This is a genomic window from Streptomyces griseochromogenes (assembly GCF_001542625.1).
Taxonomy (GTDB): domain Bacteria; phylum Actinomycetota; class Actinomycetes; order Streptomycetales; family Streptomycetaceae; genus Streptomyces; species Streptomyces griseochromogenes.
The window spans coordinates 231,531-254,083 of the sequence record NZ_CP016279.1; the positions used below are offsets into that span (position 1 = coordinate 231,531).

Consider the following 22,553-nt stretch of genomic DNA (forward strand, 5'->3'; position numbering starts at 1 on the left):
AGTCTCCTGCGCACCAGTGACCCCGCTCATCAGGGAACGCCCCTGAGCAGACCCTGACCGGACCCCGACAGCGCCCTCCTGGATCCCACCTCAGGGGTGCCGAAGAGCGCCGCCGTCACCGACGAGAGAGCAGGCCTTCCGGTCCGGGTACCGGCGCGGCCGGTGTCTCCGTGACCGGAGGGGTCACTTCGCGGCCTCGGCCCGCGGCGCGGTGTGCCGGCCGCGGACGGTCTCGGGGTAGCGCACGGTGAACAGGACCGGTACGACGAACGCGGCGACCGTGAGCAGCGTACGGGCCGTGCCGTCGTCCGGGCGGTAGTGGCGCAGCAGCGCGCCGCCGGCGCCGCTGACGGTGAACGCGACGGCCCACACGGCGGTGATGACACGGTTGACGCGTACGAACAGTGGGCTGTTCCACACGTGTTCGGGCACCTGGGTGCGGGCGATGCCGAGCGTGAAGGGGCGGCCGAGCGCGAGCGAACCCCAGGCGGTGGCGGCGAGCCACACCGAGGAGAGCGGCGATCCGTAGTGGGCGACGGCGGCCGAGCCGGGCGCGGTGAACGCGGCGGCCGCGTAGACGGCGAAGAACAGCGCGGCACTGCACTCGATCACCTGCGCGTCCCAGCCGCGGCCCGCGCGACGCTGGACCGCCACGAGGCCGACGGCCAGGACGAGGCCCGTGAGCACGGCCCAGCGGATGTCGACCGAGCCGGTCAGTACGGCGACGGCGATCCATGGGACGAAGCTGCGGACGTAACCCATGAGTGGTTTCCCCCTTGTGGTCGTGCCGGGTCACGGATGCCGGAAGCGACGGCCCCCCTTCGGCCCGGCGCCCCCAGACTGCCGTTCCGCAGTGCGCACCGCCACGGGGAGAAGATGCAAGACTCTGCGGCAGGAAGTTGCACGGTACGGGGGTGCCATGAGTCTGCAGAGCCTGGGACTGACGCGCGATCAGGAACTGGTCTACCGCCATCTCCTGCGCACCCGGCGATTCGACGCCGGGACGGCCGAGGCGGAGCTGGGCGTACCCCGTCCGAGCGCGGTCCTCGACGAGCTGCGGGCGCTGGGGGTGGTCGACGGCCATCTGGTCCCGCTGCCGCCCGCCGCCGTCGTCGACCTGCTCCTCCGCCGCCAGGTGGAGCGCACCTCACGCGAACTGGCCCGGCTCGACGGGGTCTTCGACGTGGTGCGCGACCTGGCCGAGGAAGCGCGCCGCGGCCGGCCCGTCGAACTCGTGGAACGCCTGGAACACAGTTCGGAGGTCAACCTCCGGGTCGACGCGCTGCCCGACCGCGCCGAGACGATGAACGCCAAGCGTCTGCCGCGCTCGCCGGGCCACTCGGAGGAGGCCGCGCGCACCTTCCGCCGTCGGCTGACCGACGGCATGACCAGCCGGACCCTGGTCGGCGCGACGACCCTCGACCTGCCCGAGGAGATGGCCTACGCCCGGCTCATGCACGGGTCGGGGGACCTGCACCGGGTGACGGCCGAACCGTTCCTCCCCCTGCTCGTCATCGACCGGCGGATCGCCTTCGTGCTGGTCGACCCGGACGAGCCGGACGCCGCCGTGCTGATGATCCGCCAGCCGGGCATCGTGGCCGCGCTCGTCAATCTGTACGAGGCACTGTGGTCGCGCGCCGCCGACCTCGACGCGCTCGACCTCTCGGCGACCGAGGCGCGGGTCCTGCGCGCCCTGGCCGCCTACGGCAAGGACGAGACCGCCGCCCGCGAGCTGAACATGTCCCTGCGCAAGTACCGTGCCCACGTGGCCGACCTGATGAGCCGCCTCGGCGCCACCACCCGCTTCCAGGCGGCCCTGCGCGCGGTGGAGCGCGGCTGGCTGTGACGGGCGGCCGCCCGGCGACGCGCTCCGCTCAGCGGCCCGGCTCGCCGCCCAGGACGCCCGCGAACTCGGCGGTGAACCCGGTGAACGACCGGGCGGCCCCGCCCGTCAGCTTCTCCACGTCGCTGGTGACGCCGGCCGCGCCGCCGGCCGCGTAGAGCCCGTACAGCTCGACCAGACCCGCCGCCCGCCACGGGTCCCAGTCCGCGGCGAGCATCCCGGCGAGCGCGGCGTCGGGTTCCGTGGCGGTGTACGTCACCGGGTGCCCGACGGCGGCGCCGAGCCGCCCGGCGATCTCCTCGTGGGACAGGGCCTCGGGACCGGTCAGGGTGTACACCGCGCCCTCGTGCCCGTCCCCGGTCAGCACCTCCACGGCCGCGGCCGCGACATCGCGCGCATCGACGTACGACACCGCGCCCGTGCCGCCCGGCAGGGCCAGATGACCGCCGCGCACCGCCTCCGCCATGCCCAGGAAGTTCTGGAAGAACCCGTTCGGTGCCAGCACCGTCCACGGCAGTCCGGTGGCGGCCAGACGGTCGAATCCGGCGGCGTGGGCGGCCAGGAACCGTACGCCGTCGGGCCGTTGCCCGAGCCCGGCGGCCGCGTGCAGCACGACGCGGGGCCGCCGCCCGGTGCGGACGGCGGCGTCGACGACGTTCTTCTCGTGGGTCCCCATCTCCGGATGGACCGCCACGAGCAGGTACACCGCGTCGGCCCCGGCGAGGGCCGCGTCCAGCGAGTCCGGATCCGCGAAGTCGGCGGCGACCGCCTCGACCCGCGGACCCCATGCCGCCGGTACGGCCGACCCGGCACGCACCAGCGCCCGGACCTCCTCCCCGCGCCCGAGCAGCCCGCTGACGACCTCCGACCCGACGGTGCCGGTGGCTCCGGTGACGACGATCATGAATTCCCCCTGTGGCTCGAGTGGCCTCGTCCCCCAACGAGACAATGACACCGGGGAGTTGGCGGATCAAGCCGCCGCCGTTCGGCCGCACCGGCCGCCGAGCCGCGCTCGCATAGGATCACGGGCGTCGGGACACTGCTGACGGGGGAGGTCTGGTGTCCGGTTCGGCGCGGGGCGTCACCGTGGTGGTCCTGGCCGCCTTCGCGAGCGTCTATCTCGTCGCGGGATCGGTGCTCGCGCCGGCCGTGTTCGGACTCCAGCTCTTCCACGTCCTGCCCGCTCTGCGGCGCCGGGTGCCCGGACGGGCGTGGCCGCTCGCCGCCCAGGCGGCGGCCTGCTACGCGGCGGTGTACGTCACCGGTGCCTCCGTGGGCATCCTCGGCTTTCTCGGCGGTTCGCTGCTGCTGACCCCCGCATGGCCCCTGGCGATACCGGTCGCCGCGGGCGCGGCGGTCACCGGGCCCCTGGACTCGGCCATCAGCATGGTGCTCATGAGCCTGGTGATCTACGGCCTGACCCGGCTCACCGAGCGCGCGGACGAACTCCACACCGCCCGGCTGGGCCTGACGGCCGCCGCCGTCGCCGAGGAGCGGCTGCGGATCGCCGGTGAGCTGAGCGAGGGCCTCGGGCGCGGCCTCGCCGAGATCACCACCGGTGTACGGGCGGCCCTGGCGAAGCCGGAGCGGGCCGAGCGGCTGCTCGCGAGTGTCACCCGCTCGGCACGCGACTGCCTCGCCGACGCCCGGCGCTCCGCCGCCTCCTTCCGCTCCCTGTCGCTGGCGCCCGAGGCGACCGCGGCGCGGGCCCTGCTGACCACCGCCGGGATACCCGTGGAGGTGCGCACCGGGCACACCGAACCCCTGGGCCCGGCGGGCACGTTGCTCGCGGACGTGCTGCGTGAGGCGGTGACCGACCTCGTGCGCCGTGGCACGGCCACCGGCTGCCTGATCGAGACGGCCGCCGAGCGGGGACGGATACGGCTGCGCGTCGTCAGCGACGGGGCGCGGACGGCCGAGGACGAGAGCCTCGGCGCCCTGCCCGACCGGATCGCCGACGCGGGCGGCACGCTGACCACCGGGCTCACCCCCGAAGGGCGGCACGTCGTGGAGGCCGAACTGCCCGATGCGGCGCGGCCCCCGGAGCCGGCCGGCGACCGGTACGCCCATGTGCTCTCCGTCGCCCTGCTGGTCACCGTGCTGGTCGGGTTCTCGCTCAAGAGCCTGCTGCTCGTCCCCGGCGACCTCGTCCTGCCCGCCGCCGCCTGTATGGCCCTGGTGATCGCGCTGCAGGTCCGCTCGGTCCGCGGACGGCACATGGTGGCCCTCGCGGTGATGGCGCTGTGCACGTATCTGCCCCTCCTCGCGTTCGGCCGCGCCTGGATGGGGGCCGCCGGGTTCCTCGCCGGACCGCTGCCGCTCGCGTTCGGCCGCCGGGTGGGCTGGCCGCTGGTCGGCTGTGTCACGGCGAGCGTCGCGCTGATCGGGACGTGGCTGCGGCTGCCGGTCGCGACGACGGTCAACTACACCCTGAGCGCCGTGGTCACCGGGCTCGTCGTGTACGGGCTGCTGCGGCTCGCCCAGATCGTGAACGAACTCAGGGAGGCGCAGCGGCGGCTGGCCCGCGCGGCGGTCGTCGAGGAACGCCTGCGCGCGGCCCGCGACCTGCACGACCTGCTCGGCCACAGCCTGGCCGGCATGCTTCTGACCTGCGAGCTGGCCCGCAGGCTGCCGCCCGAGCGGGTCCCCGCCGTCCTGGCGGACGTCCTGGCCATGGCCGAACGCGGCGAGGCCGACCTGCGGGCGGCCACCGGCGGCACGGGCCGGATGTCACTGACCGCGGAGGCGGCCTCGGTGCGCGCGGTCCTGGCCGCCGCGGGCATCGACGCCGAGGTGTCGCTCGCCCACGACGGCCTCTCGGCCCCGGCCGAGACCGCGCTGAGCGCGGTGCTGCGGGAGGCGGTCACCAATGTGCTGCGGCACAGTGCCGCCCGGTCCTGCGTGATCTCGACGGTGATGGAGGACGGCGGGACGCGGCTTCGGGTGCGCAACGACGGGGCGCGTGGCCCGCGCGGCCGCAGGGGATCCTCGGGGATCGGCAACCTGACGACCCGGCTCGCGGCGCTGGACGGGAAACTGACCGTCATCGCGTCCGGCGACGGCTGGTTCGAGCTGGTCGCGTGGATACCGTAGCGCTCCGCCGGAGGACCGGTACGTCATCCGCGGATTCGTCGTGGCCGGTCGCGACCGTGTGACGGAGCCGCGCATCGATTCGTCCGCGCCCTTTCGGGGCGCTGCCGCACCGCGAACAGTCCTAGATCCAGCCCGCCTCCGTCGCGATCCGGACCGCGTCCGTGCGGTTGCGGGCGTTGAGCTTGGTGACGACGGCCGTCAGGTAGTTGCGGACCGTGCCCGCCGTGAGGTGGACCTGTCGAGCGATCTCGGTGGCCTCCGCGCCCGCCGCCACCAGCCGGAGCACCTCGGTCTCGCGCGGGGTGAGCGGATTGTCGGCCAGGTCCCACGCGGTGACCGCGAGCGAGGGGTCGAGCACCCGCTCGCCCGCCGCCACCTTCCGCACGGCGGCGACCAGTTCCTCCGGCGGCGCGGTCTTCAGCACGTACCCGTCCACCCCCGCACCCAGCGCCCGGCGCAGATGCCCGGGTTTGCCGTACGCGGTGAGCATCAGCACCCGGCAGCCCGGCAGCTTCTCGCGCAGTACGGCCGCCGCGTCCAGCCCGTCCAGCGCGCCCGGCATGTCGATGTCGAGCACGGCCACGTCCGGCTCGTGGACCCGGGCCGCGTCCACGGCCGCGGCGCCTGAGCCGACGTCGGCGACGACCTCGAAATCCTCCTCCAGGCCGAGCAGCGCCGCCAGCGCCCCCCTGATGATGTGCTGATCCTCCGCCAGAAGCACCCGTATCACCCGGCCACATATACCAGTTGGGCCGCGCCGTGTCCGGTTCGTCCGGCTCATGACGAGGTCATGCTGCGGTCATGACGCCGTCCATGGGCCGCCTCGTTTCCGCTCGGCAGGCTGGAAGCCATGGATGACACAGTGCGGTTGGACGCGGTCAGCAAGGTCTACGGCAAGGGGCAGGGGGCCGTCGCCGCGCTCCGTGAGGTCTCGGTGAGCATTCCGCGGGGCAGCTTCACCGCGGTGATGGGCCCCTCGGGATCGGGCAAGAGCACGTTCCTGCAGTGCGCCGCCGGCCTCGACACCCCCACGTCGGGCACCGTCCGTCTCGGCGGGACGGATCTGACCGGGATGAACGAGACGAAGCTGACCCGTCTGCGCCGGCAGCGGGTCGGGTTCGTCTTCCAGGCGTTCAACCTCGTCCCCTCGCTGACGGCCCAGGAGAACATCACCCTGCCGCTGCGCCTGGCCGGTGTCCGCCCGGACCGGGCCTGGCTCGGCGAGATCGTGCGGCGAGTGGGTCTCGAAGGCCGTACGAACCGCCGCCCGGCCCAGCTCTCCGGCGGCCAGCAGCAACGCGTCGCCCTCGCCCGTGCCCTGGCCGCCCGGCCCGAGGTGATCTTCGGTGACGAACCGACCGGAGCACTCGACACGATGACCGCCCGCGATGTCCTGGCCCTGCTGCGGGAGACGGTCGACGACATGGGCCAGACGGTGGTCATGGTGACGCACGACCCGGTGGCGGCCTCCTACGCGGACACCGTCCTGTTCCTGGCCGACGGCCGCATCGTGGACCGGATGAGCGGTCCTTCCTCCGACAAGATCGCCGAACGGATGACCCGGCTGGGAGCGTGGAAGTGATGGCCGTGCTGACCCTCGCACTGAAGACCCTGCGCCACCGCAAGGCCGCCTTCGCGGGCGCGTTCGTCACCCTGCTGTGCGCCGCCGCGCTGATCACCGCCTGCGGGATGCTGCTGGAGACCGGGCTGCGCGGCCGGGTCGCACCCGAGCGCTACGCCGGTGCCCCCCTCCTCGTGGCCGGGGACCAGTACGTGCACCGCACCGTCCACAAGTCCAACGGCAAGACGAAGCACAAGGCGAAGCCGATCGCCGAACGCGCCTGGATCCCCGCGTCGTTGACGGCGAAGCTGCGCCGGACCCCCGGTGTGCGCGAGGCGGTCGCCGAGGTGACCTTCCCCGTCGGCACCGGCGGCGGCCGGGCGCAGGGCCACGGCTGGGACTCGGCGGCACTCACCCCCTTCACCCTGGCCTCCGGTCACGCCCCGAGGACCGGCGGCGAGGTGGTCGTCGACGCCCGCTCGGGCGCCCGCGTGGGCACCCGGCTGTCCGTGCTCACCCCGGCGGGCCCCGCCGCCTACCGGGTCTCTGGCGTCACCCGGCAGGCCCTGCCCGGCCAGGACACCCTCTTCTTCGCCCCGGCCGAGGCACGCCGACTCGCGGGCCGCCCGGGTCAGGTCAGCGCCATCGGGGTGTTCCCGAAGCCGGGGGAGCGGCCCGAGGTGGCCGCCGCCCTGCGCGGCACCGGGGCGCTGGAGTACACCGGGGAGGCCCGCGGCGCGGTCGAGTTCCTCGACGCGCAGCGGGCCCGGGTCAAGCTCGTCAGCCTGGGCGGAGCACTCGGCGGCACGTCCCTCCTGGTCGCGATCCTCGTCGTGGCCGGCACCTTCGCACTCTCCGTCCAGCAGCGGCAGCGGGAGATCGCCCTGCTGCGCGCCGTCGCGGCCACCCCGAAGCAGCTGCGCCGGCTGCTCGGCGGCGAGGCGCTGGTGATCGCCGTCGCCGCGGGGGCGGCCGGCTCCGCCGCCGGCGTCGGACTGGGCTTCTGGCTGCGCTCCCGGTTCGTGGCACTGGGCGCCGTACCGGAGCATCTGCGGCTGGTGGTCAGCCCCTTCCCCGTCTTCGCCGCGCTGCTCGCCACCATGCTGGCCGCATGGGCCGCGGCCCGTCTCGCGGCCCGCCGGGCGGTGCGGGTGCGCCCGGCCGAGGCGCTCGGCGAGGCGGCGCTGCCGACCGCGCGGCTGCCCTGGGCCCGGCTGGTGGCCGGGCTGCTCGCCACCGCGGGGGCCGTCGTCCTCACCCTCGTCCTGTCGACGCTGTCCACCGAGGCGGCCAGCAGCCCCGTGGTCATGGTCACCGCCCTGATGTGGACCGTGGCGGTGTCCCTCCTCGGCCCCCCGCTGGCCCGCGCGGCCGCCGCCCTGCTCGCCGTGCCGCTGCGCGCCTCCCGCGTCGGCGGACACCTGGCCGCGGCCAACCTGCGCACCGGCTCCCGCCGGCTGGCGTCCGTCATCACCCCCCTGTGCCTGCTCGTGGCGATGACGTGCACCATCCTCTTCACACAGACCACGATGGGCCACGCGGCCCAGCGGGAGGTCGCCGCGGGCAGCCGCGCCGACTACGTCCTCGGCCCCCAGGTCCCCGGCCCGGTCGCCCGGTCGCTGCGCGGGAGGCCGGGCGTCGAGGCCGTCACCGAGGTGCTGCACACCTCGGTACGGGTCGGCCTGTCCAAGTACGCCGCACAGGCGGTGACGACCGAGGGCCTCACGCGGACGACCGACCTGGGTGTGACCGCCGGTTCCCTGCGCGGTCTCGGCAAGGACTCCATGGCGGTCAGCGAGAACGCCGCCGGCCGCCTCGGCGTCTCGGTGGGCGACACCGTCAGCCTCACCCTCGGCGACGGAACCCCCGCCACCCTCAAGGTCGCCGCGCTCTACACCCGCGGCCTGGGCTACGGCGACCTCACCCTCTCCCACGACCTGGTCGCCCCGCACGTGGACGATCCCATGGGCACCCTCTACGTCGCGGCCCCCGGCCTGAGCCGCGCCGAACTGTCCGCCCTGGTAGCGGGGGTGCCTTCCGTCACGGTCATGGACCGCGCCCGGGCCGTCGCCGCGAGCGCACCGGACGCCGAGGTGAACTACGTGGCCATGGGCCTGATCATCGCCTTCAGCGCGATCTCCGTGATCAACACCCTGGGCATGGCGACCGCGGACCGCTCCCGGGAACTGGCCCTGCTGCGGCTGGTGGGCACCACCAGGCGCCAGGTCCTGCGCGTGCTGCGGCTGGAGGCGCTCGCCGCCCTCGCGATCGCCACCGTCCTCGGCACGGGCATCGCCCTGCTCACCCTGACCGCCTTCGCCACCGGCATGACCGGCTCGCCCCTCCCGCACATCCCGCCGCTCACCTACCTCGGCGTGCTGGCCCCCACGGCCGCCCTCGCCCTCGCGGCGACGTCCCTCCCGGCCCGGGCGGCTCTGCGGCAGCGCCCCGCGGAGGCGGTCGGCGGCCGGCAGTGACCGGCACTCCCGCGTGGCCGGTGGACCGGCCGCGGGGACCACGGTGTCACCGTGCTGCCCGGCCCGGGACCGCCGCCGCCGGCGGACCACCTCCGGTGCGGGCCGGCCGGGCGATCCCCTCGGCGAGGGTGAGGGCCTCCGAGACGGCGTGCGGCGGCAGCCCGGCCGCCTCGCTGTCCGCGGCGGCCGCGAGCAGGGCCGCGTCCAGGGTGTCCGCCGCTTCACCGAGCTGATCGCGGAGCACCCCCGGCTCACCGCCACCACCGTCCAGACCGTCGGGGCCAAGGGCTACGACGGTTTCACTCTCGCCCTGGTCACCGCCTAGCGGGGCGGGCGGGCGCGTCGGCACGGGCTCAGCGCCACACGCGCAGGTAGTCGGTGGTGAAGGTGATCGGGGTGGTGCCGCTCGGTGCGGGGTGGTAGGTCCCGTCGCTGACGGAGAGGTTGAGGATGATGTTGGGCGACCAGGTGGTGCCGACGCCGGTCTGGTCGGAGTAGATCCGGCTGCCGTTGATGTACCAGTCGTCGTTGGTCGCGCCGAAGCGGACGCCCACGGTGATCCACGCGCCGGGATAGATGGTCCTGGCGTTGACGTAGTAGATGGCGGCCGGGCGGACGTGGTTGGTGATCTCCAGCAGGTTCGGGTTGTCGGGGTGGTACTCGAATCCGTCGATCTCGCTGTCCCCGTCCAGCCAGGTCCAGCTGGCGGGCCAGGTGCCGTCGGCGCCGGGCAGTTGGACGCGGGTCTCGATGTAGTCGCCGGTACGGGTCCGGAAGTTCTGTGTGGTGCCTTCGGTGGTCAGCAGCCCGGTGTCCCACGACCGCAGGCCGTTCTCCAGGATGTGGCTGCCGGGCGTGGCGGTGAAGGTGGCCGTGCCGCTGCCGGGCACGGTGATCGCCGGGGGGGTCAGCCAGTCGAGCTTGCTGTCGTACGGGTTGTGGTTGCCGTACTGGTAGGCGCTGGTGGTGGAGCCGTTCCAGCGGCTGCCGAAGGCGAGGGGGCCGTTGAACTCCTCGTCGAAGGCGAGCGACTTGCCATAGGCGGGTGAGGACGACGGGGGGCCGGTGATGGTGAGTGTGCGGGAGGGCAGGTTGTGATAGCCGGTGGACGTCCGGTAGTAGCCGAACTCGGTGTAGGTGCCCGGAGCGAAGGTGCGCGGACCGGTGGTCATGGTCAGGCCGTTGCCGCAGATCGTCGTGGTGCCGCGCGCGCCGGGGAAGTCGAGGTTGTCGCCGGCCGAGTCGCGCACCGCCACACCCAGCTGCTGCACCGTCAGACAGCCTCCGGTGGTGTGGACCCGCAGGGTCGCGGTCACCGGCGTGGTCAGCGAGGCGGTCGTGGGGCCCAGGAAGTCCTGGACGACGGTGGGCGCGGCCCAGGCGCGGCCCGTGGGGATCAGTGCCAGCAGTATCGCCATCGCGACGAGGCCGACGCGATGACGGATCGACAGGGTGACGGGCGCGGTCGCGGGGCGGCTCATCGTCAGCCCACCTCGATGACATAGGACGTGGTGTTGTTGCCCAGGTTCGTGTCGTCCGGGCTGGTCACGCTCACCTTGCCGCCCGAGAGCGTGGACCCGGGCGTGGTGCCGGCCCGGATCAGGACGGGGATCTGCACGGTGGCGGTCTTCAGCAGCCGGAGCCCGGGCGCGAAGGTGCACACCACGGTGCTTCCGTTCGCGTTGGGGGTGCAGGTCGAGGGGAAGTACGGCCCGATGGCCGTGGCGCCGGTCGGGACGGTGACGGTGACGGTGGCGGTGGAAGCCGTGTCGTCGGGCCCGTAGTTGGCGATGAGCACGCGCAGCCTGGTGATGCCACCGACCGGTGCGCCGGCGATGCCGGCGCCGACGATGCCCAGATCCGAGTGGGAGGGGTCGGCGGCACGGTGAGGCGTCGGCCGTACGGCCAGGGTGTGCGGCCGGGCTCGTAGCTGGTCGGCTGCGGCGGGCGTCGATCCGGCCGCGCACACCGCGGCGACCAGAGCGACTCGACACACAACCGAGGACCGGATCCGAGGCACCTGTGCTCTCCTCTTGGGTGCGTAGGCGAAGGTGGGGGCGGCGACACCGCACACCGACACTCCCCGGATGCGTCACGCGGCATATGCCGTCCACGGCAGGACCACTCCAACAGCCCAGGCGGCCGGGCAATCCGTCTGGCCCTGTCGCCCGTATGTACTCACAGAAGGAACTCCTTCCACGGCGACAAGTCCTTCCGCGGCGATTGCGCCACCCTCCGGCCGGGACCCTCTCATCCGTTGCCCGAACAGCTGGAGTCGCCATGAACTCCGCCCATGTCACCGAAGTCGCTCTGACGGGAGTCGGAGTGTGCTGTGCCGTTGCCAACGCGGTTCTGCACTCGCTTCTCGTGCCCGATCATCTGGAGGAGAAGTTCTACATCGGCGTCCTGTTCGCCGTCGGGAGCGCCGTCATGCTGGTCGTGGCCGTGGCGCTCCCCCTCCTGAAACGCCCGATCGCCGCATGGCTGACCGGGTCGGCCGTCAGCCTCGGCATGATCGTCGGCTTTCTGCTCTCGCGCACCGTCGGGCTGCCGTACGGCTACCACGAATCCGGCTGGGAGCCGCCGTACGGCCCCCTCTCGCTGCTGGTCGAGGGACTCTTCGTCCTCGCCTTCCTCACCTGGCTCGGGCTCGGGGCGGCCGAGGACGCCGTACCCGGACCTCCGCCGGCGGCGGAGCGTGAGCGGGTCTCGCCCGGGCGGGTCACACCGCGACGCGGGCCGGGCTGAGCCGGACGCACTCCTCTTCCGGGGCGGCCCTGCTCGGCCTCCTGGCCGCCGGGGCGCTCGGCGCCTGACCATTGCGTGAGGTACGACGGCGGATGCGGCGCTTGCTACATTCGGCTCCGTGCCGTCCATGGAACCGGGGAGCCGCCGGCCGACGCGCTCTCCCTCGGCCAGGGGATCCGGCCGCTCCGGCGGCCCGACCGCGGCCCCGGAGGGGGAGCGGTGAGTGCGCGGGCGGCGCCGGCCCGGCAGATGTGGCCGCTGTACGCGGCCGGGTTCACCACCGCCTTCGGCGCGCACGGCATCGCCGCCAACCTCGGCGGCCACACCGCGGACGCGGTCACCTCCCTGCTGGTGCTGGGCGGGCTGCTCGCCCTCTACGACGGCGCCGAGGTGGTCCTCAAACCGCTCTTCGGCACCCTCGCCGACCGCGTCGGAGCCCGCCCCGTGCTGCTCGGCGGGCTCGCCGCCTTCGCCGCCGCGTCCGCGCTGTACGCCGTCGCGGACAGCCCCGGCTGGCTCTGGGCCGCACGGCTCGGCCAGGGCGCCGCGGCCTCCGCGTTCTCCCCGTCGGCCTCCGCGCTGGTCGCCAGGCTCAACCCGGCCGCGGGGCACGGCAGGGCCTTCGGCAGCTACGGCTTCTACAAGTCCGTCGGCTACACCCTGGGTCCGTTGCTGGGTGGTGTCCTCGTGTGGGCCGGACAGCTGCGGCTGCTGTTCGCCGTGCTCGCGGTGCTCGGCGCGGCGGTCGGTGTCTGGGCCGCGCTCGCCGTGCCCGTCGTACCCCCGCTGCCGAGGGCCCGGCAGACGGTGCTCGATCTGGCCCGGCGGCTGGCCGACCCGGCCTTCCTCGCCCCGACGGCCGCGCTCGCGGCGGCGACCGCGGCGCTGTCGGCCGGGGTCGGCTTCCTTCCGGTCTCCGGCCGCGCCGCCGGGCTGGGCACGGTCGCGACCGGGGCGGCGGTGTCGGTGCTCGCGGGCTGTGCGGCCGTCGTCCAACCGCGGGCCGGGCGGGCGTTGGACGACGGACGGCTCACCACTCGGTCCGGTCTGGCCGCGGGGCTGTCGCTCACCTCCGTGGGTCTGGGCTGCGCGATGCTGCCCGGGCTGACCGGCATCCTCGTCGGAGCCGCCCTGATCGGCGTCGGTACGGGTCTGATCACCCCGGTCGGTTTCGCCGCGCTGGCCTCGTCGACCCCGCAGGAGCGGTTGGGGCAGACCATGGGCGCGGCGGAACTGGGGCGCGAACTCGGGGATGCGGGTGGGCCGTTGCTGGTGGCCGCAGTTGCCTCCGGCAGCACGCTGAGCCATGGCTTCGGTGCGCTCGGGATGCTCATCGGGGTGGGGGCGTTGGCGGCGTTCGTCCGTCGGGGCGGCTGAAGTGCGGTGACCCGGAGACGTGGCAGCGGTCCTGAGTCGCATCGCCATCGCCAACCAGGTTGTGAGTCTTGCCAGTTGCTGTCCGGCTCTCTACGTTAAGTGTTCCATTAAGTCTACTTAACTGGACACTTAAGCGAGGTTTCCGTGCCGCACCGTGCAAGAGCGCGTACGCGCAGGATCGCCGCCGCCTCAGCCGCCTTCCTCGCCGCCGCGGCGATGGCCGTCGCGGCGAGCCCGGGACCGGCCGCGGCGGCCGGCCCTCCCGCTCACACCCAGCGCGTCGAGTACTTCCCCGGTCCCGGAGCGGAGCCCCGCCAGGTGACCGTCCCGGCGGACACCCCGGGCCGAACGGCCCGCCCCGCGCCGGCTCCGGGAGGCGTCACCCCGGCGGTGAGGGCGCTGAAGCGGACCGGACCCGTGACCGGGCGGCTCGACCTGGTGGTGATGGGCGACGGCTACACCGCGGACGAACAGGGCGAGTTCACCGCGGCCGCCAAGGAGAAACTGGACGACATCTTCGCCGTCGAGCCGTACCGCAGCTACCGCGGTCTGTTCAACATCTGGCTGGTCGACACCGTCTCCGGGGAGTCCGGCGTCTCCGGCGACCCCACGGCCGACGTCGTGAAGGACTCCGCGCTGGGCGCCCGCTTCTTCTGCGACGACGTCGAACGCCTGCTGTGCGTCGACACGGACAAGGTCGCGCGCTACGCCGCCCTGGCCCCGGACGCCGACATCGTCTTCGTCATCGCGAACTCCGCCAAGTACGGCGGCGCGGGCTACTCCGCCGGCGACCTGCCGCCGGGCTCGTCCTTCCACGGCGTGGCGACGATGTCGTCCGACAACGACAAGTCGTACCTCATAGGAGCCCATGAACTGGGCCATTCCATAGGCCACTTGGCCGACGAGTACCAGTACGCGGGCTACGGCGCCTACCCGTCCGCCGACGAACCGGCCGCGGCCAACCTCACCCTCCTGCGCGATCCGGGCGCGACGAAGTGGTACCGCTGGCTCGGTGCCCAGGACCCGACGGGCTCGGTCGTGGGCACGTACGAAGGCGGGGGGTACTACGAGACGGGCATCTACCGGCCGACCGACACGTCGATCATGCGCTCCCTGGCCTCGACCGATTTCAACGTCGTCGGGCGCGAGGCGATGATCGCCGGCTTCTACGCCGACGCGGACGCGCTGACCTCCCCGGTCCCCACCTCCCGACCGGTCGGGCAAGGGCGGCGCATCACCGTACGCCTCGCCCCGCTGACCGGCCTCGCCGACCTCGAACTGACCTGGTACGTCGACGGCAGACCGGTGCCGTCGGCCACCGGCGCCCTGTCGATGACGCCACACCGGCTGGGCGTCCGCGGCCGGGGCCATGTGGTCACGGCGACCGTGACCGACCGCACGGCGGCCGTACGGGACCCCGCGGTCCGCGCACAGACGTCCAACTCGCTGACGTGGCGGGTGCGGTGACGCGGCGGCCCCTCGCGGCGCGGGCCTAGTGGTGCGGGCCTAGTGGTGCTTCCCGCCGCCCTTCCCGTCGCCCGTCCGGCCGCTCCCGGTCGCGTTGTGCGTGCGGGACGGGGCGGCGCCGGGCGTGCCGTTGCCGGAGCCGCCGGTGTTCCCCGCCGTGCCGCCGCCGGAGTTCTCGGCATCCTTGCCGGGTTTGCCGGTGCCGGCCCGCCCGTTCGGCGTGGCCTTCGCCCGCGCCAGCTGCTCGGCGCAGTACGCGGCGACCTTGTCCTTTCCGCCGGCGGCCGTGACGAGTCGCTGCCAGGCCGTCGAGTCGAGTGCCTTGCCGTGCTTGTCGACCTGCTCGTAGGCACGGCAGTGGGCCTCGGTGTCCTTCGCGGGGGAGGGACGGTCCTTCGGCCCTGAGCGGCCGGGGGACGCCGACGAGGCCGCACCGCCCGGCCGGTCCGGGGCGAGGGCCGACGGGCGCGTGGTCCCCCGGTCGGCACCGCCACCGTCGTGGGACGAGCCGACGGAGCCGATCGCCGCGACCGCGACACCGCCCAGGGCGAGGCTGGCGAACACCGCGCCGAACGTCATCCGCAGCGGGAGCCGGACGCGCCGCTCCTCGGGCAGCCGCCAGTCGTCCCGGCGCCGGGTGCGCGCCCGGCGCGCGCCGTCGCCGTGGGCGGCGGCCCGGAAGGCGGCCAGGGCCCGCTGCTCGGCCTCGGGGTCGAGGTGCTCCGCGCGGATGGCGGCGGCCAGCACCGTCTCCAGCGCGGCGGAGTCGTGCGTGTCCCAGGGGTCGGACACGGTGCCGCCAGGGTGCACATGCCGGTGACGGACCGGAACTCCGTCGCCGCTCAGCCGTTCACCCATGTCCGCTTCCGTTCCCGTCCGACCGTTTCGATTCGTTTGAGGTACAGGGCCTGACGCCTTCCGGCCGCCTGCCGTAGCTCTCGTTGTTCACTTCGACTCCCCCAGCGTTCGGGAAGCCTCATCCGTCACACCCGCCTCCGCCTCCCCGCCGACGCCCAGCTGTCGGGCGAGGCGTTTCAGGCCCCGGTGGGCGGCCGTGCGCACCGCTCCCGGACGCTTGCCGAGGGCGCGTGCGGCGGCGGGGCCGTCCAGGCCCACGACGACCCGCAGGAGCACCGCCTCGGCCTGGTCCCGCGGCAGTGCGCGGACCAGCTCCAGGGCCTGCTCGGTGGAGAGGGACTCCAGTGCCTGGTCATGGGTGCTGTGCGGTGCGGGCAGGTGCAGTATGTCCTGTTCCGTCCCGCCGGTCCGGGGTCGTGCGCGCTGGCGGCGCAGATGGTCCAGTGCCCGGTGCCGGGCGATGGTCGCGGTCCACCCGCGGAACCCGGCCCCGTCTCCCTTGAAACGCCCGAGGTCGCGGGCTATCTCCAACCAGGCGTCGGAGGCCACGTCCTCCGCGTCGTCGCCGACCAGCCCGCGCAGAAAGCCGAGCAGGCCCGGCTGCACGATCCGGTAGGCCACCGCGAAAGCGGCCTCGTCGCCGTCCTGGGCCCGTGCGACCGCAGCGCCCAATTCCCCGTCGCATGCCTGGATGCGCCGGGGTTGCCGTACTTGGCCCAAGACTGTCCTCGTTCGCACCGGGTTCATGGCGAGTCCGTGTCGTCCGCCGCGCTCCGGTCGCGTCGGCGGCCCCATGATGAACAGCGCCTGCGCTCACAGAAGTGTCACAACGCCCCAGTGGCCCTTCACGTCGCAGGAGTCCCGCCGTGCGGTCGTCGGGGCGGGAGGGCCCGCTCGGCGGTCCGGAGAACGGCGCGGTTTTGGCCGGGTGACGTTTCGCGCCGGTCGTGCGCTGGCTGAGTATCGGGGTCGGTACCCGCGCGGGCGAACGCCCGCCGGACACCGCCCCGCCGTCCCCTGTCCGTGCCGCCGATGACTCCCCCCGTGGGCGGCACGGAGAGGGGCGGGGCGGCCGGGCACCCGCCCACTGCGCGGGTTGTTCCGGCCGCGCCCCCTCGTTTCCGGCCGGCGACGGGCCCTGACGAGGGGATTCATCGGCCGTGTGATGCTTCGGGGCCTTTGTGCGCTCCTTCTGGCATGAGTACGTACCTCCGTATGCGAGCGGTACCGGCCCCGGCGTTGCGCAACAGCGCGACCTGGCTGGAGCGGCAGTTCGAGGACGACGTGAAGGCGGTCCGGCACTCGTGCGGCCGGCACCGCGAGGAGGTGCTGGACGAGCGCTATCTGGACCAGGAGCGCATCTACGCCGGCGCTCTCCCGCACGGTGCCGGGGGCGAGCCCCGGGCCCAGGTCGTGCTCGGTGGCCGTCCGGTGTGCCGCACCGGCCGTGCGGGGCCACGGCTGCTGGTGCTGACGGCGGCCCAGGCCCGCAGGGTGGCCGGGTTCCTGAGCGCGGCCGACTTCGACGCGCTGTGGGATTTCGCCCGCGGTGAGCTGCTGCCGCGCTACGGCGGTGTGTCCGCGGAGCCCGAGACCTGGGGCGCTTTCGCCGCGGCGCACCGGGAGCTGAGGGCGTTCTACGCCCGGACGGCCGAGAGCGGTGACGCGGTGGTGAAGTGGCTGCCCGTCTGAGGCGAGTATCGGTCCACGTGCTCCCCATGTGCCCGGACAACCCTTCCGGGCGACTTCGTCCGTCCCATGAGTCACAGGTGTAACACTTCCGGGCGCGTTCGCTCTCTCCATGTGGGCGACCTTGTCGGTCGGCCGGGACAAGGGGACGCGACTCGTGCGGTGGACAGACGAAAGCGGAGTGGCGTACGGCGAGGATCCGTACGGCGGAGTCGGGTACACGTATGCCTACGGCCACGAGTACGGCCGAGGTGCCACCGCCGGCTATGCCTACGGCCACGAGTACGGCCGGGGTGCCACCGCCGACACGGTCCCGCAGCCCTGGGGCGGGGCACGACCCGCGCAGTGGACGCACCCGGCAGGTCACGCCCCGACGGGCTGGCACTCCCCGCACGGTGACGTCCCGACGGGGTGGCACTCCCCGCACGGTGACGTCCTCACCGCCCAGCTCCCGGTGCCCGACCCGCCCGGCTGTTCCGTATCAGAAACGGACATACCCGAGAGCGAGTCCGTGCGGCCCGTCTTCGTCGATTCCTCGGGTCGGCGCCAGCGCCATGTGCACCGGGCCGCCCGGTTGCTGGTGATCCCCGCCGCCGGCTATGTCGCCCTGCTGATCAGCACGATGCTGGGCGGCCCCGGCATCAGCTCTCCGTTCGTCCCGCAGGCGGACCCCACGCACCCGGCCACGCCCAGGTCGACCGCACCCGACTCCCCGTCCGGCACCGGACACTCGACGAAGGGCGCGAGCCCGGCCGCGACGCGGAAGAGCTCCGGCAGCGCCGCGCGGAAAGGCTCCGGCACCGCGGCGCCGAAGGCCCCCGGCCCCACCGGCCGGTCGGCGGCCTCCACCGCCCCCGCGGCCACTTCCCGGCCCTCGGCAGCGCCCACTTCGACCGCCGCCCCTGCCCACTCCTCCAAGGGGCGCGGCCTCGGCTCGTCCCACAGACCAGTGAAGTGACGCAAGGCCCTGACATGACCGATCGCCGACACCGCGACGCTCCTGCCCGCTGCCGCACCCGCCGGACCACACCTCGTACCCACTGGCTCGTGCTGAGCGTGCTCTCGGTGACCCTGTCGACGGCGCTCCTGCTGCAGGGTTACACCCACCACATGTTCGGGATCACCTCGGACGCCGTGACCGGTGCCCGTGGCCGGAGCGAGGCGGTGCCCGCCCAGGTGGCCCACGGCGGCCCGGTGATCGCGGACGCCGCCGGCGCCGCGCACACCGCCCGGGTCGAGGACCGCACCATCGCGCTCACCTTCGACGACGGGCCCGACCCCGTCTGGACGCCGCGCATCCTCGACGTGCTGCGCCGTAACCATGTGCACGCGACGTTCTTCGTCGTCGGAACCCAGGTCGTGGCCCACCCGGAACTGGTCCGCCGGATCGTCTCCGAGGGCCACCAGATCGGCATCCACACCTTCACCCACCCCGACCTGGCCCGCCTCGCCCCGTGGCAGCGTTCCCTGGAACTGCGGGAGACGCAGCTGGCGGTCGCCGGTGCCGCGGGGGTCACCACCGCACTGCTCAGGCCGCCGTACTCCTCGAAGCCCGACGCGTTGGACGACGCCGACTGGTCGGTCCTGAAGCAGGCCGACGCGGCGGGCTATGTCACGGTGCTGTCCACCCAGGACGCCGAGGACTGGCAGCGCCCCGGTGTGGACCGCATCCTCGCCAACGCGACTCCGCACGGCCACGCCGGGCAGATCGTGCTGATGCACGACGCCGGCGGTGACCGGTCCCAGACCGTCGCGGCGCTGAGCACCCTGATCCCCCGGCTCAAGGCGCACGGCTTCCAGTTCGCGACGGTCGGTGCGGCGGTCGGCATGGCCGGGCCCGTCCAGCCCGCCGGACTGGGCGAGCACCTCCAGGGGATGGCCCTCGTCACGGTGTTGCAGGCCGGCGACTGGGCCGTATGGCTGCTGGGCCTGCTGATGTACGCGGCCGGAGCGGTCAGCGTGCTGCGCGCGGCGGTCGTACTCGTCGCGGCCCGTCGGCACCGGAGGCAGCGGACGGGGCGTCGCGGCGGGTCCTGGGAGCGGGTGAACGAACCGGTCAGCGTCATCGTCCCGGCGTACAACGAGAGCGCCGGGATCGAGGCGGCCGTGCGTTCCCTGCTCGCCTCGGACCATCCGGTGGAGATCATCGTGGTGGACGACGGTTCCACCGACGGCACCGCCGATCTGGTGGAGTCGCTCCGCCTGCCGGGGGTGCGGGTGATCCGGCAGCGGAACGCGGGCAAGCCCGCCGCGCTCAACACGGGCCTCGCCGCGGCCACCTGCGAGCTGGTGGTCATGGTCGACGGCGACACGGTCTTCGAACCCGGCACCGTCCGCACGATCGTGCAGCCCTTCGCCGACCCCCGAGTCGGCGCCGTCTCGGGCAACGCGAAGGTCGTCAACCGCGGCGGCCTCCTCGGCCGCTGGCAGCACATCGAGTACGTGGTCGGCTTCAACCTCGACCGCCGCCTGTTCGACCTCGCCGAATGCATGCCGACCGTCCCGGGGGCGGTGGGCGCGTTCCGCCGCCGGGCACTGCTGGCCCTCGGCGGCGTCAGCGACGCCACCCTCGCCGAGGACACCGACCTCACCATGGCGCTGTGCCGGTCCGGCTGGCGTGTGGTCTACGAGGAGGGCGCGGTGGCCTGGACCGAGGCGCCCGCGTCGCTGAACGCCCTGTGGCGGCAGCGCTACCGCTGGTGCTACGGCACCCTCCAGGCGATGTGGAAGCACCGCGGCGCCCTGGTGCAGCGGGGCGCGGCCGGGAAACTGGGCCGCCGCGGCCTGGTCTACCTGCTGCTCTTCCAGGTGCTGCTGCCGCTGCTCGCACCCGCCGTGGACATCTTCGCCGTCTACGGGCTGCTCTTCCTCGACCCGGTCCGGATCATCGGGCTCTGGCTGGCCTTCCTGCTCCTGCAACTTCTGATGGGCCTGTACGCGTTCCGCCTGGACGGGGAACGCGCGGGCCCCCTGTGGAGCCTGCCGCTGCAGCAGTTCGTCTACCGGCAGCTGATGTACCTGGTGGTGATCCAGTCCGTCTTCACGGCCCTGTCGGGCTCCAGGCTGAGATGGCAGCGCATGGAGCGGTACGGCAGCCTGCGGGCCCCGAAGGGCGCGAGCCCCCTCCAGCAGCCGACACCGTACGAAACCACGCAGCCGTACTGAAAGGACAGTGATCCAGGCCCATGAGCGGACACCGCCGCCGGCCGCCACAGCGCACCAACGGCGGCGCGCGAAGAGCGGCGCCGCAGAAGAAACGTTGGATCGACTATCCGCGCCGGGGCAGGACGGGCCCGCGCCGCTGGCTGCCGTCGGTCTGGCAGGTGCTGGGCTCCTTCCTGCTGTTCTTCGGTGTCGCGGCGGCCGCCGTCGGCTATGCCTACGCCACGGTCACCATCCCCGACCCCAACCCCAGGACGCTGCTGCAGAACAATGTCTACTACTGGTCGGACGGCTCGGTCCTGGCGACCGACGGCAGCGTCGACCGGCAGAACGTCACGCTCGCGCAGGTACCCGCCGACGTGCGGTGGGACTTCATCGCCGCGGAGAACGCGTCCTTCTACACCGACCCGGGCATCGACCCGCAGGGCATCTTCCGCGCCGTCGTCAACATGGCCGAGGGCGGCTCCGTCCAGTCCGGTTCGACGATCACCCAGCAGTTCGTCAAGAACACGTACCTGGACCAGTCGCAGACGCTCTCACGGAAGCTCAAGGAACTGCTGATCTCCACCAAGATCGGCGCCGGCATGAGCAAGCAGCAGATCCTCCAGGGGTATCTGAACACCTGCTTCTTCGGCCGTCAGGCCAACGGCATCCAGGCCGCGGCCCGCGCGTACTACGGCCTGCCGGTGGAGAAGCTGAACGCGAGCCAGGGAGCCTTCCTCGCCGCGGCGGTCAACGAGCCGAGTCTCATCCAGCACGCGGACTCCGACCCCACGGCCCGGGCGAAGGCGAAGGCACGCTGGTCCTGGGTGCTCGACCGGATGGTGCAGACCGGCAGGATGACGCCCGGGCAGCGGGCCCGGTACGCGGCCGCCGGATTCCCCGCGCCCAAGAAGTGGACCCCCGGCTCGGGGCTCACGGGCGAAACCGGCTACCTGGTCCAGCTCGCCAGGGCGTACGCCCAGGCACACGACCCGAGCATCACCGACGGCAGCCTGAGCAGGGGCGGCTACCAGATACACACCACCTTCGACAGGAAGCGGACCGCGGCACTGGCCAGGGCCGTCGCCAAGGTCCGCGCGGAGCGCCTCGACCCCGCCCACCGGTCGGCCGACCGTGATGTCCAGGTCGGAGCCGCCTCGGTCGACCCCGCGACCGGCAGGATCCTCGCCGTCTACGGCGGCCCCGGCTTCGACCACGCCCACTACTCGGACAACGCCGACACCTCTGGCGTCCCGGTGGGCTCGACGTTCAAGCCCGTCGTCCTCGCCGCCGCCCTCCAGCACGGAGCCGTGCTGCGGCCCGGCCAGGCCCCGGCGCCGATCACCCCCGCCAGCAAGTTCGACGGCGACGACGGCATCAGGATCAAGGACCAGCAGGGCGACTACGTCACCGACGACAAGGACCCCACCGGCCTCCTCCACCAGCACAACGACACCCCCCAGCGCTGGGGCTACATCTCGCTGCGCCAGGCGATGGAGCAGTCGGTCAACACGCCGTACGTGCAACTGGGGGAGGAGGTCGGCTACGGGAACGTGGCGAAGACGGCCCAGAGCCTCGGCCTGCGCCCCGAGAGCCTCGCCGCCGACAGCGCCGGCTTCTACATCGGCACCTCGACACCGAGCGCCATTCGCATGGCGGGCGCCTACGCGACGTTCGCCGCCTCCGGTATGCAGGCCACCCCCTACTCGGTGACCAAGGTGACCCACGACGGCGCCGCACTGCACGGCTTCACCGCCCCCGCCCCCGTACGGGCGCTGCCGGCGGCGGTCGCCGACAACGTGACCGATGTCCTCAGGGGCGTCATAGCCCGGGGCACCGGCACCAAGGCCCAGGCACTCGGCAGGACGGCCGCGGGCAAGACCGGAACCACCGACGACTACCGCTCGGCCTGGTTCGTCGGCTACACGCCCCAACTGGCCACCTCCGTGGTCCTCTTCCGCGAGGACCCGGCCCACCCCCAGCTGCAGTCCCTGGTGGGCGTCGGCGGCCTGCGGAAGGTGTTCGGCGGCGACATCCCGACCGCCATCTGGACCCGGTACATGGGCGACGCCCTCGCCGGCCTCCCCGACACCCCCTTCCCCGCCCCCGTCCCCCTCGGCAAGGGCACCGACGAGCCCGGCGCTCCGTCCCCGTCCCCCTCCGCGACGCCACCCCACGCCAAGCGGACCGACGGCCCCGACAGGAAGAGGAAGGCGACTCCCACGGCCGCCCCTACTCCGGGGAGCCGCCCCAGGTGCCGTCCGCACAAGTGCCGTTGAGGTCGGCGACGCTGGCA

At 73.4% G+C, this 22,553-nt stretch carries 18 protein-coding genes and 1 pseudogene; 12 read left to right on the forward strand and 7 right to left on the reverse strand.

Features of this window, described 5'->3' with window-relative positions; translation table 11 throughout:
- Positions 1-183 precede the first annotated feature (183 nt).
- A complete protein-coding gene (locus AVL59_RS01120) occupies positions 184-762 on the reverse strand; it encodes a hypothetical protein (RefSeq protein WP_067299343.1) in 579 nt (192 codons plus the stop codon).
- 157 nt (positions 763-919) lie between these two features.
- Here AVL59_RS01120 and AVL59_RS01125 point away from each other — a divergent pair, with 157 nt between their 5' ends.
- Entirely contained in the window at positions 920-1,846 is a 927-nt protein-coding gene (locus tag AVL59_RS01125) for a helix-turn-helix domain-containing protein (RefSeq protein WP_067299344.1), read from the forward strand.
- A gap of 28 nt (positions 1,847-1,874) precedes the next feature.
- On the opposite strand, the gene AVL59_RS01130 is transcribed toward AVL59_RS01125, so the two are convergent.
- Positions 1,875-2,747 (reverse strand): NAD(P)H-binding protein, encoded by an 873-nt coding sequence (locus AVL59_RS01130; protein ID WP_067299345.1) that lies wholly within the window; start codon positions 2,745-2,747, stop codon positions 1,875-1,877.
- Positions 2,748-2,902: 155 nt separating this feature from the next.
- On the opposite strand from AVL59_RS01130, the gene AVL59_RS01135 reads away from it, so the two are divergent.
- Positions 2,903-4,936: a sensor histidine kinase gene (locus AVL59_RS01135; RefSeq protein ID WP_237281405.1), complete on the forward strand. Its 2,034-nt coding sequence runs from the start codon at positions 2,903-2,905 to the stop codon at positions 4,934-4,936.
- Between the two features lie 121 nt (positions 4,937-5,057).
- Here the strand turns inward: AVL59_RS01135 and AVL59_RS01140 are convergent, their stop codons facing one another.
- The gene (locus AVL59_RS01140) at positions 5,058-5,666 is read right to left on the reverse strand and encodes a response regulator transcription factor (RefSeq protein WP_237281406.1); all 609 of its coding nucleotides are present in this window, start codon (positions 5,664-5,666) and stop codon (positions 5,058-5,060) included.
- Between the two features lie 120 nt (positions 5,667-5,786).
- Between AVL59_RS01140 and AVL59_RS01145 the strand changes: the two genes are divergently transcribed.
- The 3 genes and pseudogenes from AVL59_RS01145 to AVL59_RS47320 form a co-directional block, all read left to right on the forward strand.
- Positions 5,787-6,518 carry an ABC transporter ATP-binding protein gene (locus AVL59_RS01145; RefSeq protein ID WP_067299346.1) on the forward strand — a complete coding sequence of 244 codons (732 nt, stop codon included), beginning with the start codon at positions 5,787-5,789 and terminating at the stop codon, positions 6,516-6,518.
- Positions 6,518-8,974 carry an ABC transporter permease gene (locus AVL59_RS01150; RefSeq protein WP_067299347.1) on the forward strand — a complete coding sequence of 819 codons (2,457 nt, stop codon included), beginning with the start codon at positions 6,518-6,520 and terminating at the stop codon, positions 8,972-8,974. The genes AVL59_RS01145 and AVL59_RS01150 overlap by 1 nt, the downstream gene beginning before the upstream one ends.
- 196 nt (positions 8,975-9,170) lie before the next feature.
- Positions 9,171-9,299 (forward strand): annotated as a pseudogene (locus tag AVL59_RS47320) (methyltransferase); the annotation flags it as partial.
- A gap of 28 nt (positions 9,300-9,327) precedes the next feature.
- Here the strand turns inward: AVL59_RS47320 and AVL59_RS53840 are convergent.
- Together AVL59_RS53840 and AVL59_RS01165 are read right to left on the reverse strand one after the other, a co-directional pair.
- Positions 9,328-10,455, reverse strand: a complete 1,128-nt coding sequence (locus AVL59_RS53840; RefSeq protein WP_237281407.1) for a glycoside hydrolase family 16 protein — start codon at positions 10,453-10,455, stop codon at positions 9,328-9,330.
- A gap of 2 nt (positions 10,456-10,457) precedes the next feature.
- Positions 10,458-10,970, reverse strand: a complete 513-nt coding sequence (locus AVL59_RS01165) for a hypothetical protein (protein ID WP_067299349.1) — start codon at positions 10,968-10,970, stop codon at positions 10,458-10,460.
- A 284-nt stretch (positions 10,971-11,254) separates the two neighbouring features.
- Here AVL59_RS01165 and AVL59_RS01170 point away from each other — a divergent pair, with 284 nt between their 5' ends.
- From AVL59_RS01170 to AVL59_RS01180, 3 genes are all read left to right on the forward strand, one after another.
- On the forward strand, positions 11,255-11,722 hold the full coding sequence (locus tag AVL59_RS01170) for a hypothetical protein (protein WP_067299350.1): 468 nt from the start codon (positions 11,255-11,257) through the stop codon (positions 11,720-11,722).
- Between the two features lie 249 nt (positions 11,723-11,971).
- Positions 11,972-13,099 carry an MFS transporter gene (locus AVL59_RS01175; RefSeq protein ID WP_067299351.1) on the forward strand — a complete coding sequence of 376 codons (1,128 nt, stop codon included), beginning with the start codon at positions 11,972-11,974 and terminating at the stop codon, positions 13,097-13,099.
- Positions 13,100-13,243: 144 nt separating this feature from the next.
- Entirely contained in the window at positions 13,244-14,566 is a 1,323-nt protein-coding gene (locus tag AVL59_RS01180) for a M64 family metallopeptidase (protein ID WP_237281408.1), read from the forward strand.
- A 39-nt stretch (positions 14,567-14,605) separates the two neighbouring features.
- Here AVL59_RS01180 and AVL59_RS01185 read toward each other — a convergent pair whose 3' ends face one another.
- Both AVL59_RS01185 and AVL59_RS01190 read right to left on the reverse strand, forming a co-directional pair.
- Complete coding sequence (locus AVL59_RS01185; RefSeq protein ID WP_067299352.1) at positions 14,606-15,424, reverse strand: hypothetical protein; 819 nt, start codon at positions 15,422-15,424, stop codon at positions 14,606-14,608.
- 87 nt (positions 15,425-15,511) lie between these two features.
- A complete protein-coding gene (locus AVL59_RS01190; protein WP_067299353.1) occupies positions 15,512-16,144 on the reverse strand; it encodes an RNA polymerase sigma factor in 633 nt (210 codons plus the stop codon).
- Between the two features lie 477 nt (positions 16,145-16,621).
- On the opposite strand from AVL59_RS01190, the gene AVL59_RS01195 reads away from it, so the two are divergent.
- The 4 genes from AVL59_RS01195 to AVL59_RS01210 all read left to right on the forward strand — a co-directional run bounded on the left by AVL59_RS01195 (position 16,622) and on the right by AVL59_RS01210 (position 22,536).
- Positions 16,622-17,116 carry a DUF1877 family protein gene (locus AVL59_RS01195; protein WP_067299354.1) on the forward strand — a complete coding sequence of 165 codons (495 nt, stop codon included), beginning with the start codon at positions 16,622-16,624 and terminating at the stop codon, positions 17,114-17,116.
- Positions 17,117-17,270: 154 nt separating this feature from the next.
- Positions 17,271-18,071, forward strand: coding sequence for a hypothetical protein (locus AVL59_RS01200; RefSeq protein ID WP_159399848.1), 801 nt, complete (start codon positions 17,271-17,273; stop codon positions 18,069-18,071).
- A gap of 14 nt (positions 18,072-18,085) precedes the next feature.
- Positions 18,086-20,278 carry a bifunctional polysaccharide deacetylase/glycosyltransferase family 2 protein gene (locus AVL59_RS01205; protein ID WP_067299356.1) on the forward strand — a complete coding sequence of 731 codons (2,193 nt, stop codon included), beginning with the start codon at positions 18,086-18,088 and terminating at the stop codon, positions 20,276-20,278.
- Between the two features lie 20 nt (positions 20,279-20,298).
- Positions 20,299-22,536: a transglycosylase domain-containing protein gene (locus AVL59_RS01210; RefSeq protein WP_067299357.1), complete on the forward strand. Its 2,238-nt coding sequence runs from the start codon at positions 20,299-20,301 to the stop codon at positions 22,534-22,536.
- The last annotated feature ends 17 nt before the right edge of the window (positions 22,537-22,553 follow it).

Excerpts from the sequence above, each read along its gene's own strand:
- AVL59_RS01120 (WP_067299343.1), bottom strand. The coding sequence starts at position 762 with ATGGGTTACGTCCGCAGCTTCGTCCCATGGATCGCCGTCGCCGTACTG.
- AVL59_RS01125 (WP_067299344.1), top strand. The coding sequence starts at position 920 with ATGAGTCTGCAGAGCCTGGGACTGACGCGCGATCAGGAACTGGTCTAC.
- AVL59_RS01130 (WP_067299345.1), bottom strand. The coding sequence starts at position 2,747 with ATGATCGTCGTCACCGGAGCCACCGGCACCGTCGGGTCGGAGGTCGTC.
- AVL59_RS01145 (WP_067299346.1), top strand. The coding sequence starts at position 5,787 with ATGGATGACACAGTGCGGTTGGACGCGGTCAGCAAGGTCTACGGCAAG.
- AVL59_RS01150 (WP_067299347.1), top strand. The coding sequence starts at position 6,518 with ATGGCCGTGCTGACCCTCGCACTGAAGACCCTGCGCCACCGCAAGGCC.
- AVL59_RS53840 (WP_237281407.1), bottom strand. The coding sequence starts at position 10,455 with ATGAGCCGCCCCGCGACCGCGCCCGTCACCCTGTCGATCCGTCATCGC.
- AVL59_RS01170 (WP_067299350.1), top strand. The coding sequence starts at position 11,255 with ATGAACTCCGCCCATGTCACCGAAGTCGCTCTGACGGGAGTCGGAGTG.
- AVL59_RS01175 (WP_067299351.1), top strand. The coding sequence starts at position 11,972 with ATGTGGCCGCTGTACGCGGCCGGGTTCACCACCGCCTTCGGCGCGCAC.
- AVL59_RS01185 (WP_067299352.1), bottom strand. The coding sequence starts at position 15,424 with ATGGGTGAACGGCTGAGCGGCGACGGAGTTCCGGTCCGTCACCGGCAT.
- AVL59_RS01195 (WP_067299354.1), top strand. The coding sequence starts at position 16,622 with ATGAGTACGTACCTCCGTATGCGAGCGGTACCGGCCCCGGCGTTGCGC.
- AVL59_RS01205 (WP_067299356.1), top strand. The coding sequence starts at position 18,086 with ATGACCGATCGCCGACACCGCGACGCTCCTGCCCGCTGCCGCACCCGC.
- AVL59_RS01210 (WP_067299357.1), top strand. The coding sequence starts at position 20,299 with ATGAGCGGACACCGCCGCCGGCCGCCACAGCGCACCAACGGCGGCGCG.